Below are 17,519 nucleotides of genomic sequence, written 5' to 3'. Positions count from 1 at the left end.
GAATCAAGCATGAATACCCCCACCGAACTGAAATACGCCGCCTCACACGAGTGGCTCGCCGCAGACGGCACCGTCGGCATCTCCGATTTCGCGCAGGACCAGCTGGGCGACGTGGTGTATGTCGAGCTGCCCGAGGTGGGCCGCGAGGTCAAGGCCGGCGAGACCGTGGCGGTGGTGGAGTCGGTCAAGACGGCCAGCGACATCTATGCTCCGGCCAGCGGCACCATCACCGCCGTCAACGACGAGCTGGGAGGCAACCCCGAACTCGTGAACTCCGGTCCCTACGAGGGCGGCTGGCTGTTCCGGATGGACGTGACCGAGGAAGGCGACCTGATGGACGCCGCAGCCTACGCGGAGTCTGCCGAGGGCTAAGCGCCGCTGGCCGGGCGTGCAGAACCTCCGGCCCTTCCCTCCTCCCCGGTCCCTTTCTTCCGCACTGCCGGAAGAGGGGCCAAAAAGCTGAGGGCCCGCAGCCGGTGTTCCCATGCGGAAAGGCCGATGGCCCAACAAAGATGGTCCACAATCCTGACGTCCTGTTCCAGAGCCTTCTCGCGTCCCCCGTCTGTGCCCTCCCCCGATCTTCCCACCGATTCTCAAGGAGCCTTCCATGCGTCCCCTGTCTGAACTGCTGAACACCGATGACTTCACCCGCCGCCACATTGGCCCCACCGCCACCGAGCAGGCCGAGATGCTGTCTGCGCTGGGCGTGTCCAGCCTGGACGAGCTGATTGCCACCACCCTGCCCGAGGCCATTCAGTTCCACGGCGAGTTGACGGCGGGGCCGGGCGTCACCGAGGCCCAGGCGCTGGCCGACCTGAAGGCCGTGGCCCGGAAGAACAAGGTGTTCCGCAGCTACATCGGCATGGGCTACGCGGGAACTCACACGCCGGGGGTGATCGGGCGCAACATGCTGGAGAATCCGGGCTGGTACACCGCCTACACGCCGTATCAGGCCGAGATCTCGCAGGGGCGGCTGGAAATGCTGCTGAACTTCCAGCAGACCGTGATGGACCTGACCGGCATGCCCGTGAGCAACGCCTCCCTGCTGGACGAGGCGACGGCGGCGGCCGAGGCCATGACGCTCGCCAAGCGGCAGAGCAAGGCCAAGGGCAACGTGTTCTTTGTGGCCGATGACGTTCACCCGCAGACGCTGGACGTGATTGCCACCCGTGCGGAGTACTTTGGCTTCAAGGTGGTCACGGGCGATCCGTCCGGCGAGCTGCCAGAGGGCATCTTCGGCGTGCTGGCCCAGTACCCCGGCACCTACGGCGACCTGCGCGACCTCTCCCCCATCGCCGGGACGGTGCATGCGGCGGGCGCGGCGCTGATCGTGGCGACCGACCTGCTCGCGTGCGCGCTGGTCACGCCGCCCGGCGAGCAGGGCGCGGACATCGTGGTGGGCAGCGCCCAGCGCTTCGGCGTGCCGATGGGCTTCGGCGGACCGCACGCGGCGTTCCTGGCGTGCCGCAGTGAGTACCAGCGCTCCATGCCCGGGCGCGTGATCGGCGTGAGCAAGGACAGCCGGGGCCGCCCCGCGCTGCGCATGGCGATGCAGACCCGCGAGCAGCACATCCGGCGCGAGAAGGCCACCTCCAACATCTGCACGGCGCAGGCACTGCTCGCGAACATGGCGGCGGCGTATGCCGTGTACCACGGTCAGGAAGGCATCCGCACCATTGCCGAGCGTACGCACCGCATGGCCGGGATTCTGGCGAGGGCGCTGGGCGACGCGGGTCTGTCCGTCAACGACAGCTTCTTTGACACGCTGACCTTCGACGGTGACGCGGCGGCCATCCGTGGGCGGGCCGAAGCGAAGGGCATCAACTTCCGCTACGACGGCAGGCGCATCGGCGTCACGCTGGACGAGACGGTCACGGTGGCCGACCTCTCGGACATCATCGAGGCGATCACCGGAACTGCGGCGGACGTGCTGACGCTGGATGCGGGCGCGGTGGACGGCATCCCCACCGGCCTGAAGCGCACCTCCGAATACCTCACGCACCCGGTGTTCAACACGCACCACAGCGAGCACGCCATGCTGCGTTACCTCAAGAGCCTGGAGAACAAGGATTACAGCCTGACGCACGGCATGATTCCGCTGGGCAGCTGCACCATGAAGCTCAATGCCACCGCCGAGATGATTCCGGTGACGTGGCCCGAGTTCGGCGCGCTGCACCCGTTTGCGCCCGCCGATCAGACCCAGGGCTACGCACAGATGCTGGCCGAGCTGGAGGGCTGGCTGGCCGACATCACCGGCTACGACGCCGTGAGCCTGCAACCCAACAGCGGGGCGCAGGGCGAGTACGCGGGCCTGCTGACCATCCGCAAGTACCACGAGAGCCGGGGCGAGAGCCACCGCAGCGTGTGCCTGATTCCGGCGAGCGCCCACGGCACCAACCCCGCAAGCGCCGCCATGATGGGCATGCAGGTCGTGGTGGTCAAGACCGACACCGAGGGCAACATCGACTTTGCCGACCTGAAGGCCAAGGCCGAGCAGCACAGCGAGAACCTGGGCGCGCTGATGATCACCTACCCGAGCACGCACGGCGTCTACGAGGCCAACGTGACCGAGGTCTGTGACCTGATCCACGAGCACGGCGGGCAGGTGTACCTCGACGGCGCGAACATGAACGCGCTGGTGGGGGTGGCCAAGCCGGGGCTGATCGGCAGCGACGTTTCACACCTGAACCTGCACAAGACCTTTGCCATTCCGCACGGCGGCGGCGGGCCGGGCATGGGGCCGATCGGGGTAAAGGCGCATCTCGCTCCGTTCCTGCCCAACCACGCCGTTGCGCCCACCAGCGACAGCGCCACCGGGGCCGTGAGCGCCGCGCCGTACGGCAGCGCGAGCATTCTGCCGATTTCCTACCTGTACATCCGGCTGCTGGGGGCACGCGGCCTGCGCCAGAGCACGGGCGTGGCGCTGCTGAATGCCAACTACATCGCGCAGCAATTGGCCGGCGCGTACCCGATTCTGTACAGCGGGCGCAACGACCGCATCGCGCACGAGTGCATCATCGACATCCGGCCCCTCAAGGCCGAGAGCGGCATCAGCGAGGAGGACATTGCCAAGAGATTGATGGACTACGGCTTCCACGCCCCCACCATGAGCTTCCCGGTGCCCGGCACGCTGATGATCGAACCCACCGAATCCGAGCCAAAGGCCGAGCTCGACCGCTTTATCACCGCCATGCTGGGCATCCGCCGCGAGATTCAGGAAGTTCAGGACGGCCTGATTAAAGCCGACGACAGCCCGCTGAAGCACGCGCCGCACACCCAGGAAGACCTGCTGCAGACCGAGTGGAACCGCGCCTACAGCCGCGAGGTGGGAGCCTTCCCCAGCGCCGCGCAGCGGGCGTGGAAGTACTGGCCCGCCGTGAACCGGGTGGACAACGTGTACGGCGACCGGAACTTCGTGTGCAGTTGCCCGCCGATGGAAGAATGGGTAGAGGCCTGAGTCAGTTGTTGCCAGTGACCCAGCACTTTAGAAAGGAACAGGGCGGTTGCTTTGTTTACCCTATCCTATAGATGCCGTCCTTTTTGCTGACTTTTCGCTTCTGAGACGCCGTTTGCATCACAGCGTCAGGTGCTGATGGTCCTTATCTAGGAATGCACGAGGTCATGGTAAGGTTACAGACAGCCGAGACCGATATTGTGGGTGGACGTTGCACCCGTGACTGATCCTCAAGGAGTTTTCATGAAGAAGTTTCTGACTACCGCGCTGTTCCTGTTGTCCTCAACCGTATTCGCTCAGACCATGTCGAAAGTGACCGGGTATCAGGCCATCGTTACACTGGGCAACGCACGAGGCATCACTCCAGCCCTGACCGAAGACGCCCTCAAGGCGCTCAAGGTCAACACAGCAGCCTACAAGGTCGTCAATGAAAAGCTGCGGATTTCCCCCGACGTCTTCTCTCGACTGTTCGCTGCGGGCAATACCGCGGTACCCGTGGTGCTGCTGACACGCGCCGTTCTGGAATCCGCCACCGGCAAAACCCTGACCGATGCAGCCGTCGCCGAACTCATCCGTCAGAATCCCAGCATTGCCGTAACAAACACGGCATCTCTGATTACCTTGATTGCGAATACCGAGCTGGCCACGCTGGCCAATGCAGCTGCGGCGCTGGCCACGCAGCCCATCACCCCACGTGGGGGCGGCAACTAAACCTCTTGCCGGTTACAGAAGGAGGGTGCATGGATCTCATGCACCCTCCTTCTGTCATTCGGTCCCTGAGATAACCCCCAATGCTACAACCTGCAGCGAACCTGTTCCAGAGGTTGCCAGGGAGGCCGCGCCCTGTCCCCCATCCTGAAGGGAAGGAAATTTCCGGCGCCTCTGGCTGGACGTGCCTTCGGATCTCTGTTTTTACAAACCAAACTTCCATGAACCGAACTTCTAAATTTCCGTGGTATCTTGCTGCCGTTTTCATCATCTTCCTGGCTGTTCCCATGACGACAGCTGTTCGTGATCTCCGCGCTGCACAGCTTTTGCAACTGTCCAAAGACAGCCTGCAACTGGCCCGTTTCGATGAAGCCCTCGCATACCAGCGCATGGCCGCCGGGATCAGCCCCCACGATGCAAAAGTGCAGCTGGCCGTCGCCCAGAGCGCCCGTAGCCTGTGGTTCTTTCGTGACACCCAGATGTTGCAAGAGGAAGCAGACGCCGCTTTTGCCCGTGCCGCCGCTCTGAGTCCTCACTGGTCTGTGCCCCACTTCGAGCATGCCCGGATGTATGCGTTCAAGGAACAGTACGACCGCGCCCTGGCCCTCCTTGGCCCTGCTTTGAACCTTGATCCGAACAATGCCGGGTACTGGCTGGAACGCGCCCGTTATCTTGAGGCACACAACCAGCCCAAACAGGCTTCCGAAGCCTACGGGCGGTGCTGGGCCATTGACGCCGTGCGCGAATGCGAGAGCGCTTTGAACCGTTTACGGAGCCAGCCATGACTTTACGACCGCGAGTGGTTTTGATTCTTGAATGGCTGGCTCTCGTCCTGGCGTGCCTGACCCTGATGTGGGGTCCTCTGGCGCAGGGAAGCACCTTTGGCTGGGGGCTGGATGGTCTGATCCTGCTGGGCGGTCTCACCTGCGCCGTTTTCCTGATGGCCGCAGCTGTTCGGGGTAGGGTTCATGTCTCCAACCCGTGGTGGCTGGCAGCAGCGCTTGCATTTCTTGGCTGGATATGGGCCAGCACAGGCTGGGCCCCTTACAGATGGGAGGCCCTTCTGTGGGCAGGGGCATGGACTGCCATTATTGGAACGGCCATATGTCTCCATCTTCTCGCCACCACACGGGGCAAACAGGCAGTGGTGCTGGGCGTCATGGCTTTAACAGGGGCAACGGCTCTTGCTCTCGCCTACCTGCAAACGCTGGGAGTAGTGGTGCCGTTCTTTACATATCCCCCCAACATTGGACCGGGTATGGTGACCGGACCCTACTTCAACCCAAGTCACTTCAGCGGCTTCCTTATTCCGATTGCGGCACTTCTTGTTTCCCTGATCCTGTTCACGCGTCCGCACATCCACACGCTCATTCTGGCGGCGTTCCTGGTGATGCTGCATGTTCTGAATCTCAAGACAGACAGCAGCAGTATTCCAGGCGTCCTGCTGGCGACAGCGTTGCCGCTGCTGGTATGGATCTGGACCAAGAGCAAATGGGTGGGGACAGTGCTCACGGTGCTGGCCTGTGGCAGTGTTCTGGCAGGAGCCTTCTTGTTCCTGCAACCGGAGGGCCAGAAGCAGTTTTCTGCGTACCAGAAACAGATAGGCTTGAACAACACTTGGTCAAGATTCCTGGAGGGGCGCCAGGGCACCTGGCGATATGGGCGCGAAATGTGGCAGCAAGCTCCCCTGACGGGTGTAGGGATCGGTCAACTCTCCAGCGAGGCTCCCCGGTACCGGGCCCGTGAACGCGAAGCCGGAACAGGCATAGACCGGAAAGCGGTCAATTACGCCCACAGCGACGCCCTGCAACTACTTGCCGAACTGGGGCTCCCCGGCCTGGTCCTCGCCTTTCTGACCCTGGGCCTGCCCCTGATGCATCGGCGTTCCACACCCGCACAACTGGTGTGGTGGACGGCCCTTCCTGTCCTCTTGTTTGTCGGCCTCTATGACTCGCATGCCACGGCCATTCCGGGTACCGCGATGCTGATCTTCGCTCTGGCCAGCCTTGCTGCGGTTTGCCGCCCGGTTCTGGCTTCGAAGGCCACTGATCGGGAGGCGGCCAGAACCTCTACAGCACAGGCGGCCTGACGTTGCTCCACAGCGGGCTGCGCCCACAGCGTTCACCGGCGTCCTGAACCCTCAGGGCGCCGTGCAGTCGGCACCGGTCGCCCCCTGCGTGCTTCCACCCTTCTGGCATAAGGGATGGGATCGCGGTTAGAATCTGCCTGCAGCCCTTTCCGCGCTTTAAAATGCCCCACCCGGTTCCGGGCAGGGCGTTTCTGTTTTCAGCCGGGTAAACTTCAGGACGACTGCGCGGGCGTGGTCACTTCCACGGCAGTCAGTGTTTCCAGCACCCGGTAGGTGTGGGACATGCCCTGCGGCACGCAGTAGCTGTCGCCCTCGCCCAGGGTCAGGGTCTGGCCGTCCAGCGTCAGCTCGACCTTGCCGCTGATGACGTACCCCAGCGTTTCGTAGTCGTTGGCGTGAGGCTGCTTGTCTGCAGTGTCGCTGGGCTGCTCCTTGTGCCACAGGCGCATGCTGCCCTTTTGCCCGCCGACCAGGTGGTGCTCACCGTTCTCGCCGTGGCGGGTTTCACTGCGGCTGACCTTGTACTGCTGCCCGCTGCTTTGCTGTGTCATGGTCCCACTGTCGCGTCCGCCCACGGCCGGGGGGTGAGCGGGACGTTGACCGCTGCTTTGGCTTTGTCCGCCCCTCCGGGCGGGCCGGGTCAGGAACCGGACCCGTTCAGCGCCGCCTGCAGCGGGGCAAAGAAGTGCCGGACCTCAGCGTTTGCCCCCGGGTGGGCCAGCGCCTGGGCCAGCAGATGCCGGGCCTCGTCGAGGTTGCCCTCATCATGGGCGCACCATGCCAAGCCGCCCAGCCGTTCGGCATGCAGCGAGGGCGCATCCTCCTCGCTCACGAGTTCCTCGGCGTGCTGGTAGTGCCGGCGGGCCTCGGCGCTGCGCCCCCGCACCCGCTCGGCGTGGCCCAGATTCAGCAGAATGTTGGCGATCTCCCAGATCTGTGCAGCGTCCTGGGCCTCGCGCAGCAGCACCCGGCCCAGCGCGGCGCTGCCCTCGCCGTCCCCGCGCAGCAGCCGCACCCAGGTCAGCCCCATGCGGTTCAGGATCAGACCCTCGCGGTCGCCGTGAGCCTCGTACAGCTGCAGCGAGGCGTTCAGGTGGGTCTCGGCCGTTTCCAGCTGCCGGTCCTCGGTCTCGATCAGGCCGGCGGTGTTCAGTAAAAAGGCGCGCAGCAGGGGGTCGCGGTCTGGCCCCAGCGTCTCCAGCGCTCCGGCGATCAGGCGGCGGGCCTCGGGCAGATCATCCAGATAGATCAGGCTGCGGGCCTGCCCACCCAGGGCCTGCGCGAGCAGCTCCGGCGCGCGCCGCGCCGTGCGGGTCCGGACCAGCAGCGCCTGCGCGTGGTGGTAGGTGGCGCGGGCCAGCGGGTACTCGCTGCGGCGGTGCAGGATGCGGGCCTCGATGAGCAGGGCGCGGGCCCGATACGCCACCGGCAGCTGCCGCTCAGTCCCCACCGCGCCGGTCAGGGCCGTGGCGGGCGCGTACTCCCCGAGGTGCTGCAGAGTCTGGGCCAGGGCGAGGCGGACCTCGGCCAGCCGGACGCCGCGCAGCACCCCGGTTTGTGCGGCCCCATGCGCCGGACTGGTCTGGGACAGCAGCTGCTCCAGATCGGCGCGGGCATCCAGAAAGTAGGTGCGCGAGATGCGGTAACGGCTCAGAGCGACCACCGCGTCAATCAGGCCCGCTTCCGGGCCGTGGTTCGGCAGCCCGTGGCGCAGCAGGCCGGTCAGCAGTGAGCGCAGCGGAACATAGGCGGCGTCCAGGCGCTCCAGCCACGTGCGGCGGTCGGGGGCGGTGGAGTCGTCGAGGGTGCGGCGCACCTCCTGCAGGGCGCGGCGTCGGGCCTGGCGCAGCCACGCCGCGGAGGGCCCGGGGGCCAGGACCTTTCCCATGCCCAGGCCCCCGGCCAGGCGGTACAGGCCGTTTCCAACCGACACCAGATACCCGTGTTCGCGCAGCGCCGAGAGCATCAGCGGGGAGGCCCCGGTCACCGCCTGGCCCCACGGCAGACTGAACACGTCGCCGAACAGCCCCAGCGCCGCCAGGGCCTGCCGCTCGGCGAGACCCAGCGGCAGGCCACCGTGCGGACTGGGGCCTGCCAGCAGGTCTCCCAGCAACCCGCCCGAGGCGTCGATGATCAGCATCCGCAGGACGTCTTGCAGCCGCGCCGGCTCTCCACCGGTCCAGGCCAGTGCTCGCTCGGTCAGCGCGCCAGGCGACGCCACCTGCTGCAGGCTGGCCCGCACGGTGGCCTCGTGCAGCAACGGCACGGGGAGCACCACTTCGCGGCGCAGGCCCAACGCGTGCGGAGCGGTGATGATCAGGCGGGTGGCCGGCGCAAAGCTCAGCAGCTGTTCCAGCGTCCCGGTGCCCACCCCGGGCGACAGATCGTCGAGCAGCAGCAGGGTGGGCCGCCGTGCCAGCACGCGCCCCAGGCTGTCCAGGCCGCCCAGGTCGGCCGGCTGTCCCAGCAGCGCCTGCGCCAGACGACTCAGCAGTTCTCCGGCGCTGCTGGTGCCGGCCAGGGGAACGACCCGGGCCCCTCCGGGATAACCCGGGCCGCACTCCATGAGCAGCTGTTCGGCCAGCCGGGTACGCCCCCGCCCGGCCGGGCCCGTGAGTACGACCGGCTCCGCGCGCTGCAGGGCGTCCGCCGCCGCCCGCATTCCGGCGCTGCGCCCCCACAGGTAGGGCCGCTCCCAGTGGGGCGGGCGGTTGAGGTGCTGCGACACGCTCCACTGCCAGCCGGGCTCGGGGGCGCGGTGGTCCGGCGTGGCCCGCTGCGGCCAGCTTGCCGTCAGCCGCTGTGGGTCCTCGCCGCGCAGCCCGGCCTCCAGTTTCAGGGCCCCCAGCCAGCGCTCTACCTCGGCGGGGGCGCCGCCGGAACGCCACGCCAGCCAGGCCTGCACCGGCCCGGCGAGCGGAACACCGCCCAGCATCCCGGCCACCGCACCGACCGCGCCCTCGCTCAGCGGCGGCAGCCAGATAAAGGACGGCCCCATCCCCTCGCGGTCCCCCTTGCTTCCCGCCAGGGTGCTGCCATTGATGCACAGCCGGGCCTCCGAGCGCAGCGCACCCAGGGCTTCCAGGGTGTGCGGATCGAAGTCCTCGGGACGGTCAAACAGCAGGGCCAGCGGCCGGTCCGAGGCCGGTAGGACGCCGGGCGGTCCGCGCAGGGGCACGCCGTTCAGGGTGGCCGTCGCCCAGGCACCGTACTGCCGCAGCTGACGGCCCTCGCCGCCGCGCAGCCGCAGCGTCCGGTAACCCAGCAGCCGCGCCGTGCGATCGGCCACGACCAGAAAGGCACTCAGGCCGCCGCCGGGCAACGCCCGGATTTCCAGCGTCTCTCCCGTCCCGCCCTGAGGTTCGGCCAGGGCCGCCCGCAGACGCGCGGTGAGCTGGGCCAGCTCCTCGTCACGTTCCAGCAGACGCTGGCCGTGGTCGGCCGGGGGCGAAGGTCCGTCGTCCCCCACCACACGTCCCCGCCCCCGCCGCTTGGCGGCGTACAGCCGCCGGTCTGCCTGTGCCAGCAGACCGGCGGGCGTGCTCAGCGCGCACACTCCGGCCACCCCGGCGCTGATCTGCAGAGGCTGCCCGGGCCGCGCCGCCAGCCCAGCCAGCACCCCACCGGCCCAGGCCTGCAACCCGGCGGCCTCCACCGGGGCCACCACGGCAAACTCGTCGCCGCCCAGCCGGTAGGCCTGCCAACCGGGCTGTAGCCCACCGCGCAGGGTGGCCGCTAGGTCCCGCAGCGCCGCGTCACCCGCCGGATGTCCCAGCGTGTCGTTGATCAGTTTGAGATAGTCCAGATCACACAACAGCAGGCTGCCCTGCCCCTGCCCGCATAAGGCGAGCAGATGGGCACCCAACTCCTGGCGCGTCGGCAGACCGGTCAGGGGGTCCGGGTGCTCCGGATGAAGCGGCAGGTCAAACAGCATGCCCCTCCCGGCCACTCCAGCGGGCGCACCTGCACAGACGGTCATCCTGGAAGGGGATCTTCCTGAAATCCGGACAGCGCTGGGGGCTCCACCTCATTCGGCCTCCATGGTAGCGGAGGAAGGTGCACGACGACGTGACGGCCGAGGATTTAAAGGCCCTCAGCGGCGCTGAGACTGACGGCGGGCATGGTCGCCCTCGGCAAACTCCTCGATCATCTTGCGGTTAAAGGCGGGGATGTCGTCGGGCTTGCGGCTGGTGACCACGCCCCGGTCGGTCACGACCTCCTGATCCACCCACTCGGCCCCGCCCAGCTTCAGCTCATGCTGCAGGCTGGGCCAGCTTGTCATGTGCAGCCCCCTCACCACGCCGCTTTCGCTGAGCATCCACGGTGCGTGACAGATCGCGGCGATGGGTTTGCCGCTGTCGTAGAACTCGCGGACCAGCTTCACGGCGTGATCGTTCAGGCGCAGGGTGTCCGGGTTCACAGCCCCGCCCGGCAGCAGCAGCCCATCGTACTCGGCGGCGCGCACGTCCTGCACTGTCCGGTCCACCTTGACCTGCTCGCCCTTGTCGATGTGGTTCAGGCCCTGAATCTGGCCGGACTCCAGGCTGATGACCTCGGTGGTGGCCCCCGCCTGATGCAGCGCCTCGCGCGGGTGCAGCAGCTCCACCTGCTCGAAGCCGTCGGCGGCGAGGATGGCGATTTTCTTGCCCTGCAATCGCTGTTCACTCATGGCTCTACGTTCCCGCTTTGGAGGAGTTCGGATATGACGCGCGACTTAACCCCGCTTTAGCGGAGCTGACCGGAAACTTTACTTGGCCCCAGACCCGGCCCTGGCCCGGCGCCAGACCGCAGCCCCGACCGCTTAGCTGTCCGGCGCGGTGGCCGGGCGGCTCTTCCAGGCCAGCCACGCCGCGTAGACGTTGAGCACTCCCGCCGCCGCGTGCCACAGCGGCAGCTCACCGCTCAGCGCCCACGCGAGCGCCGAGCCGGCCGCCAGCGCGTTCAGGCCCAGCCCCATGCGGTAGGTCAGCCACTCGTGGGGGGTGTCGTACATGGGCGTACGGGCGTGCGGGTCGGTCATGGAGGTCACGGCCTCGGCGTAGCGGATCAGGGTCAGCACCCCGTACACCAGCAGCAGGCCCGCGAGCAGCATCACGGCCAGCCCCAGGTAGCGGCCCACGGCGTCGTAGTCCAGCGCTCCCAGCGTGAAGTGCGCCAGCGCTCCCAGCAGACTCGTGAGCGCCAGCCCCAGCGTCTTCGGGGTGCTGTAGTTGGGAGGATCACCGAGGGGTGCCATGAGGACCGGCCCCCAGCTTGCCGCGCCGGCGGGCCCGGAGGATGAGGACGGCGTGGGGACAGTGGGGCCGGTCGAACGGGCATTCCGGGGGCGTGCGGACCGCGCCCACGGCCCAGCCGGACTCCGCCGACCCTCTCATGATTTTCTTCGGCCCACACGCTATTTTTCAGGACTGTTCCGGCAGGCTTCCGGAGCGTACACTGGGAGCCTACTGCGGCACGTCGGGGCAGGAGGAGGTGGGGCACATGGGGACCAAGGAGGACGTCCGTTCGCGGCTGAACATCGCGGAGGTCGTCGGCGAGTACGTGCGCCTCACCCCCGCCGGCAAGGGCCGCCTGAAGGGGCTGTGTCCCTTTCATAAGGAAAAGAGCCCGTCGTTTCAGGTGGACACCGATCAGGGCTACTTCTACTGTTTCGGCTGCAAGGCGGGCGGCGACGTGTTCAGCTTCGTGCAGCGCACCGAGAACCTGAGCTTTGGCGACGCCCTGCGCAAGCTCGCCGAGCGGGCCGGTATTCAGGTGGAGGCCAAGTACGGCGAGAAGAGCAACCGCGACCTGTACGACGTGAACGCCTTCGCGCTGGCGTACTTCCGCGAGCATCTGGCCGGAGGGCCCGCGCTGGACTACCTGCGGGCCCGGGGCCTGACCGACGCCACCCTCGACGCCTTTGAGCTGGGCTACGCCCCCGAGGGCTGGGACGGCCTGCTCAAGCACGCCCGCACCAAGGGCCTGTCCGAGCGGCAACTGCTGGAGGCAGGCCTGCTCACCGAGAACGCCGAGAACGGGCGCGTCTACGACCGCTTCCGGGGCCGCGTGATGTTTCCGATCCGCGACCATCTGGGCCGCCTGGTGGGATTTGGTGGGCGCGTTCTGGACGACAGCAAGCCCAAGTACCTGAACACCCCGGAAACCGACGCCTTCCGCAAGGGAGAACTGCTGTACGGGCTCGACAAGGCGCGCACCGGACTGGGCCGCGGCGACGGCAGCCCCGACACCGAACTGATCGTGGTCGAGGGATACATGGACGTGATCACCATGCACCAGCACGGTTTTACCGGCGCGGTGGCCTCGCTGGGCACGGCCCTGACCGCCGAGCACGCCACCCTGCTGGAGCGCCTGGGCGCGCGCAGCATCTCGCTGATGTTCGACCGCGACGAGGCCGGCCTCAAGGCCATGCTCTCGGGGCTGGATCAGGTGCTGGGCGCAAAGTTCCGGGTACGGGCCACCTCGGTTCCCAGCGGCAAGGACCCGGCCGACGCGCTGCTCGCCGGTGACGCGGCCGGCATCCGCGAGGCGCTCGCCAACGGGCTGGATGAAGTGCATTACCGCGTACACGCGGCCATCGAGAAGTACGGCACCGCCACCAGCGAGGGCAAGCGCCGCATCCTGATGGAGCTGCTGCCGCGCATGCACAACCTCGATCCCCTCGACGAGATTGCCGAGGGCGTGCGGACGGCCGCGTGCGAGACGCTGGGCATCAAGCCCGAGGCGCTGCTGGAATGGATCGCCTCCAAGGCCAAGCGCCGCCAGCTTACCGACACCCACCTTGCGGGCATGAGCACCGGACGCGGCGAGGAGGACCGGGAACTCGCGCTGCTGCGGCAGCTGCTCGTGGACCCCAGCCTGCTCTCCAAGCTCGACGGCAGCACGCCGTGGCGCAACGAATCGGTGCGCAAGGTGATGCTCGCCGCCCAGGGAGCGCAGAGTTCGGACCACATCCTGGAAGTCTTCCGGGGCCAGCCCGAGGAACAGTTGCTGATCCGGCTGTTGTTCGAGGGCCGCGATTCGGGCGGGCTGTCGCGTGCCACCAACCTGCAATACGAGCAGAAGGTCGGGGCCTACGCCGCCGCCGCCGTGGACGACATTCAGGTCACCCTGAGCATCGACTCGCTGCGCGCGGAGATCGAGCTGTTGAAAAAACAGGTGGCCGGGGCCGCCCCCACCGAACAGCTGGGCCTGCTGCGCCAGATCGGCGAGCTGCAGCGTGCCATCGAGGCCGAGAAACGGGCGCGGCGCAGCATGGCCTGACGGCCGGGGCTGGCCTCCGGTGCCCAGCGCAGAAAAGCCCCCTTCCAGTTGGACAGGGGGCCTTATTTATTGCTGGGTTTTACCGGAGCCGACCGAACTTACTGACGGTCCTGAATCTGGACGTAGTGCGCGTCCTTCTCGCCGGTGTACACGCTGCTGGGGCGCAGCAGGCGGTTGTCCTCGCTGTACTCGATCACGCTGGCGCACCAGCCGCTGATGCGGGCCAGCGCGAAGATGGGCGTGAAGAACTCCTTCCTGATGCCCAGATCACTGTAGACCGTACCGCTGTAGAAGTCCACGTTGGGGTAGATGCCCTTGTCACCCAGGCGGTCCACCACCGTTTTCTCGATGGTCTCGAGAATCTGGTAGTAGTTGCTCTTGCCTTCCTTGTTGGCAACGTGCTCGGCGTAGTCGCGCAGCACGCGGCTGCGGGGGTCGAAGTTCTTGTAGACGCGGTGGCCCACGCCCATGATCTTCTCCTTGCGGTCCATCTTGCCGGAGATGTACTCCACGGCCCTATCCGGCGTGCCGACCTCGTCGAGCATGTCCATGACGGCCTCGTTGGCGCCGCCGTGCAGCGGGCCCTTGAGCGCGCCGATGGCGGAGGTGATGCACGAGTACATGTCGCTCAGGGTGCTGGAGGTGGCGATCGCCGTGAAGGTGCTGGCATTCATGGCGTGGTCGACGTGCAGGACCAGCGCGATGTCGAACAGGCGCGCCTGCTCTGACGTCGGCTCGTGGCCGGTGAGCATGTACAGGAAGTTGCCCGCGTGGGTCAGGTCCATGCGGGGCGCAACCGGCTCCTGGCCTTCCTGGGCGCGGTTGATGGCCGCGATGATGGTGCTGAACTGCGCGATCATGCGGATGGAGATGGCCCGGCGCGCCTCGGGGGTGATGTCCTCGGACTGCGGATCGAGCAGGCCTAGGTACGACACCGCCGTGCGCAGCGCCTGCATGGGGTTGATGCCGCGCGGCATGGCCTTGATCACGTCGATGAGCTGATGCGGGATCTCGCGGTTTTCTCGGAGGTGTGCGTCGAAGGTCGCCAGCTCGGTGGCGGTCGGCAGCTTGCCGTCGAGCAGCGCCAGCGACAGCTCTTCAAAGGTGCTGTTCTCGGCCCACTCCTGAATCGGAATGCCCAGATGCAGCAAAATGCCTTCCGAGCCGTTGATGAAGGTCAGCTTGCTTTCCGTGAATTGAACGCCTTCCAGGCCCTTGGCGATTTCAGTCATGATGCCCGAGGATACCACCGTGCCCTGTGCCGATCAGGAGCGCGTCACGTTCCCGCGGGGGTGACAGCGCGCGGCGCCACCTTAGAATGCCCGGCGATGACTGCCCCCCCCACCCTGGTGACCCTGGCCCTGGACACCGCCACCCCGTGGCTGACCCTGGCCCTGAGCTGGCCCGGCGGCGAGGCGACCTTCTCGCGCGAGGTGGGCCGGGCGCACGCCGAGGAACTGCCCGCCGCCGCCCGCGACCTGTTCGCCGGAGCGGGCCTGCCCTTTCACGCCGGGGCCATCGTGATCGGCACCGGCCCCGGTTCCTATACCGGCGTGCGCGTCGGCGCGAGCTACGCGCTGGGCCTGGGCCGGGTATGGGGCGCAGCGGTGTGGGGCGTGTCCACCCTGGAGGGTCTGGTGCGCGGCGACGGCCCCCAGGCCGTATCCCTGGACGCCCGCAAGGGCAATGTATACGGCGCGGTTTATGGCGTCGTGGGTGGCGCGGTGGAAGACGTGCGGCACCCCCCCCAGAAGTACACTCAGGAGGACTTCGCCGCGCTGACCGGACCCCTGCCCCACCACCATGACGCGGCCCCAGACGGCCTGGCCCTGCTGCGCGCGGGGCTGAGACACGGCACGCAGAACTGGGCTCTGGCCTACCTGTAGCTGGCCTCCCTGGAGCCCGCACGCCGTTCCCTCCGGGCGTGCGGGCACGGACCGCTACACCGCCGGGGTCTCCGCCAGCCGCTCCAGCACACTGGGGTCTTCCAGGGTGCTCGTGTCGCCCTGGATGGGTTGTCCGGCGGCAATCTGGCGCAGAAAGCGGCGCATGATCTTGCCGCTGCGGGTCTTGGGCAGGGCGTCTGCAATGATGATGGCGTCAGGACGGGCCAGCGCACCGATCTCGCGCGTGACGTAGGCGCGCAGCTCGTGTGGCTCGACCGTCTGTCCCCCCTGCGGCAGCACAAAGGCCACCACGCATTCGCCCTTCACCTCGTCGGGCCGGCCCACCACGGCGGCCTCGGCCACGCTGGGGTGCGCCACCAGGGCCGACTCGATCTCCATGGTGCCCAGACGATGGCCCGAGACGTTCAGCACGTCGTCCACCCGGCCCACCACGGTGACGTAGCCGTCGGCGTCGCGCCGCGCTCCGTCCCCGGCAAAGTACACGTGCGGAATCTCGCCCCAGTAGGTCTTGCGGTAGCGCTCATCGTCGCCGTACACGGTGCGCAGCATGGAGGGCCACGGGCGCTTGATCACGAGCAGGCCGCCGTCGTCCGGCCCCAGTTCCTGACCGTCGTGGGTCATGATGGCGAGCTCGATGCCGAACATCGGCAGGCCCGCGCTGCCGGGTTTGCTCGCATGTGCGCCGGGCAGGGTGGTGAGCATGATGGAGCCGGTCTCGGTCTGCCACCAGGTATCCACCACCGGGCAGCGCCCGCCGCCGATCACGCGGGCGTACCACATCCACGCCTCGGGGTTGATCGGCTCGCCCACCGATCCCAGCAGGCGCAGGCTGCTCAGGTCGTACTGCGCCGGAATGGCGTCGCCCTGGCGCATAAAGGAGCGGATGGCGGTGGGCGCGGTGTACAGGATGGTCACGCGGTGCTTCTGCACCACCTCCCAGAAGCGGCCCCAGTCGGGGTGGTTGGGTGCGCCCTCGTACAGCACGGTGGTCGCGCCGTTTAGCAGCGGGCCGTACACGCTGTAGCTGTGGCCGGTGATCCAGCCCACGTCGGCGGTGCACCAGAAGATGTCGTCCTCGCGCAGGTCGAACACCGTTCCGGTGGTGAGGTAGGTGCCCACCATGTAGCCGCCCGTGGTGTGCAGCACGCCCTTGGGCTTGCCGGTGGAGCCGGAGGTGTACAGCACGAACAGCGGGTGTTCGCTGTCCAGCGCGGCGGCCTCGTGCTCCTCGCCGGCGCCCGCCAGGGCCTCGTGCCACCACACGTCCCGGTCCGGCTGCATCTCCACGTCGCAACCGGCGCGGCACACCACCAGGATGTGTTCCAGGGTAGGCGTACTCTTCGCGGCCTCGTCGGCGTTGGCCTTGAGGTTCACCAGCCCACCCCGGCGCTGCCCCGCGTCGGCGGTGATCAGCAGCTTGCTGGAGGCGTCGTTGATGCGGTCTGAAAGCGCCGAGACCGAGAAGCCCCCGAACACCACGCTGTGGACCGCCCCGATACGCGCGCAGGCCAGCATGGCGATGGCCGCCTCCGGGACTAGGGGCAGGTACAGCGTCACGCGGTCGCCCACGGTCACTCCCAGATCCAGCAGCGCGTTGGCCGCCCGCTTTACCTCGCCCAGCAGCTCGGCGTAGGTATAGGTGCGGACCTCGCCGTCCTCGCCCTCCCAAATGAAGGCGCGTTTGTTGCCCAGGCCGCGCTCCACGTTGCGGTCCAGCGCGTTGTAGGCGAGGTTGGTCTGTCCGCCCACGAACCAGCGGGCGTGCGGTTCCTGCCAGTCGAGCACCTGACTCCACGGCTGCGTCCAGGTCAATTCGCTGGCCACCCCGGTCCAGAAGGCATCCGGGTCGTCCAGGCTCTGACGGTAGCGGCGGTCGTACTCCTCGCGCGACACCCGCGCGCGCGCCACAAAGTCTGCCGGCGGCTCGATCACGCGGGTTTCGTGCAGCATGTTGTCGATGTGATCGGTGGGCTGGGTCTGTGTCATGGGGTCCTCCGGTGTGAGGGAAAGGGGGCCGTCCGCCACGGCCGGTCCAGCAAAAAGGGGTGTGCGTCCACTGTACGGGCGCAGAGCCTGCGGGACGGTGCCTACAGCTGGA

13 protein-coding genes are annotated in these 17,519 nt (G+C 67.4%); 7 read left to right on the top strand and 6 right to left on the bottom strand.

What is annotated here, in order from left to right; translation table 11 throughout:
- Positions 1-9: 9 nt before the first annotated feature.
- From gcvH to IEY21_RS00530, 5 genes are all read left to right on the top strand, one after another.
- Positions 10-372 (top strand): glycine cleavage system protein GcvH, encoded by a 363-nt coding sequence (gene gcvH, locus IEY21_RS00550; protein ID WP_188900244.1) that lies wholly within the window; start codon positions 10-12, stop codon positions 370-372.
- Positions 373-607: 235 nt separating this feature from the next.
- On the top strand, positions 608-3,457 hold the full coding sequence (gcvP, locus tag IEY21_RS00545; protein WP_188900242.1) for an aminomethyl-transferring glycine dehydrogenase: 2,850 nt from the start codon (positions 608-610) through the stop codon (positions 3,455-3,457).
- Positions 3,458-3,697: 240 nt separating this feature from the next.
- A complete protein-coding gene (locus tag IEY21_RS00540) occupies positions 3,698-4,165 on the top strand; it encodes a hypothetical protein (protein WP_188900240.1) in 468 nt (155 codons plus the stop codon).
- Positions 4,166-4,383: 218 nt separating this feature from the next.
- Entirely contained in the window at positions 4,384-4,947 is a 564-nt protein-coding gene (locus IEY21_RS00535) for a tetratricopeptide repeat protein (protein ID WP_188900237.1), read from the top strand.
- Entirely contained in the window at positions 4,944-6,251 is a 1,308-nt protein-coding gene (locus IEY21_RS00530) for an O-antigen ligase family protein (RefSeq protein WP_188900235.1), read from the top strand. The genes IEY21_RS00535 and IEY21_RS00530 overlap by 4 nt, the downstream gene beginning before the upstream one ends.
- Before the next feature lie 212 nt (positions 6,252-6,463).
- On the opposite strand, the gene IEY21_RS00525 is transcribed toward IEY21_RS00530, so the two are convergent.
- From IEY21_RS00525 to IEY21_RS00510, 4 genes are all read right to left on the bottom strand, one after another.
- Positions 6,464-6,802, bottom strand: a complete 339-nt coding sequence (locus tag IEY21_RS00525; RefSeq protein ID WP_188900233.1) for a cupin domain-containing protein — start codon at positions 6,800-6,802, stop codon at positions 6,464-6,466.
- Positions 6,803-6,891: 89 nt separating this feature from the next.
- A complete protein-coding gene (locus tag IEY21_RS00520) occupies positions 6,892-10,185 on the bottom strand; it encodes a diguanylate cyclase domain-containing protein (RefSeq protein WP_188900231.1) in 3,294 nt (1,097 codons plus the stop codon).
- Between the two features lie 159 nt (positions 10,186-10,344).
- Positions 10,345-10,920 carry a type 1 glutamine amidotransferase domain-containing protein gene (locus IEY21_RS00515; protein ID WP_188900229.1) on the bottom strand — a complete coding sequence of 192 codons (576 nt, stop codon included), beginning with the start codon at positions 10,918-10,920 and terminating at the stop codon, positions 10,345-10,347.
- Between the two features lie 132 nt (positions 10,921-11,052).
- A complete protein-coding gene (locus IEY21_RS00510; protein ID WP_188900227.1) occupies positions 11,053-11,487 on the bottom strand; it encodes a hypothetical protein in 435 nt (144 codons plus the stop codon).
- Between the two features lie 245 nt (positions 11,488-11,732).
- Between IEY21_RS00510 and dnaG the strand changes: the two genes are divergently transcribed.
- Positions 11,733-13,514, top strand: coding sequence for a DNA primase (gene dnaG / locus IEY21_RS00505; RefSeq protein ID WP_188900225.1), 1,782 nt, complete (start codon positions 11,733-11,735; stop codon positions 13,512-13,514).
- Between the two features lie 98 nt (positions 13,515-13,612).
- Here dnaG and IEY21_RS00500 read toward each other — a convergent pair whose 3' ends face one another.
- A complete protein-coding gene (locus IEY21_RS00500; protein ID WP_188900223.1) occupies positions 13,613-14,746 on the bottom strand; it encodes a citrate/2-methylcitrate synthase in 1,134 nt (377 codons plus the stop codon).
- Positions 14,747-14,842: 96 nt separating this feature from the next.
- Between IEY21_RS00500 and tsaB the strand changes: the two genes are divergently transcribed.
- A complete protein-coding gene (gene tsaB, locus IEY21_RS00495; RefSeq protein ID WP_188900221.1) occupies positions 14,843-15,400 on the top strand; it encodes a tRNA (adenosine(37)-N6)-threonylcarbamoyltransferase complex dimerization subunit type 1 TsaB in 558 nt (185 codons plus the stop codon).
- A 54-nt stretch (positions 15,401-15,454) separates the two neighbouring features.
- Here the strand turns inward: tsaB and acs are convergent, their stop codons facing one another.
- The gene (gene acs, locus IEY21_RS00490; RefSeq protein ID WP_229752722.1) at positions 15,455-17,407 is read right to left on the bottom strand and encodes an acetate--CoA ligase; all 1,953 of its coding nucleotides are present in this window, start codon (positions 17,405-17,407) and stop codon (positions 15,455-15,457) included.
- Positions 17,408-17,519: the final 112 nt, after the last annotated feature.

The sequence above is a fragment of the Deinococcus aerophilus genome (assembly GCF_014647075.1).
Classification (GTDB): domain Bacteria; phylum Deinococcota; class Deinococci; order Deinococcales; family Deinococcaceae; genus Deinococcus; species Deinococcus aerophilus.
The sequence above is the reverse complement of the archived record's forward strand: the minus strand, read 5'-3'. Positions and strand labels throughout refer to the sequence as shown.

What these genes read in the sequence shown, in the direction of transcription:
- tsaB (WP_188900221.1), top strand. Translation starts at nt 14,843, where the DNA reads ATGACTGCCCCCCCCACCCTGGTGACCCTGGCCCTGGACACCGCCACC.
- IEY21_RS00520 (WP_188900231.1), bottom strand. Translation starts at nt 10,185, where the DNA reads ATGCTGTTTGACCTGCCGCTTCATCCGGAGCACCCGGACCCCCTGACC.
- dnaG (WP_188900225.1), top strand. Translation starts at nt 11,733, where the DNA reads ATGGGGACCAAGGAGGACGTCCGTTCGCGGCTGAACATCGCGGAGGTC.
- IEY21_RS00530 (WP_188900235.1), top strand. Translation starts at nt 4,944, where the DNA reads ATGACTTTACGACCGCGAGTGGTTTTGATTCTTGAATGGCTGGCTCTC.
- IEY21_RS00540 (WP_188900240.1), top strand. Translation starts at nt 3,698, where the DNA reads ATGAAGAAGTTTCTGACTACCGCGCTGTTCCTGTTGTCCTCAACCGTA.
- IEY21_RS00515 (WP_188900229.1), bottom strand. Translation starts at nt 10,920, where the DNA reads ATGAGTGAACAGCGATTGCAGGGCAAGAAAATCGCCATCCTCGCCGCC.
- gcvH (WP_188900244.1), top strand. Translation starts at nt 10, where the DNA reads ATGAATACCCCCACCGAACTGAAATACGCCGCCTCACACGAGTGGCTC.
- IEY21_RS00510 (WP_188900227.1), bottom strand. Translation starts at nt 11,487, where the DNA reads ATGGCACCCCTCGGTGATCCTCCCAACTACAGCACCCCGAAGACGCTG.
- IEY21_RS00525 (WP_188900233.1), bottom strand. Translation starts at nt 6,802, where the DNA reads ATGACACAGCAAAGCAGCGGGCAGCAGTACAAGGTCAGCCGCAGTGAA.
- acs (WP_229752722.1), bottom strand. Translation starts at nt 17,407, where the DNA reads ATGACACAGACCCAGCCCACCGATCACATCGACAACATGCTGCACGAA.
- IEY21_RS00535 (WP_188900237.1), top strand. Translation starts at nt 4,384, where the DNA reads ATGAACCGAACTTCTAAATTTCCGTGGTATCTTGCTGCCGTTTTCATC.
- gcvP (WP_188900242.1), top strand. Translation starts at nt 608, where the DNA reads ATGCGTCCCCTGTCTGAACTGCTGAACACCGATGACTTCACCCGCCGC.
- IEY21_RS00500 (WP_188900223.1), bottom strand. Translation starts at nt 14,746, where the DNA reads ATGACTGAAATCGCCAAGGGCCTGGAAGGCGTTCAATTCACGGAAAGC.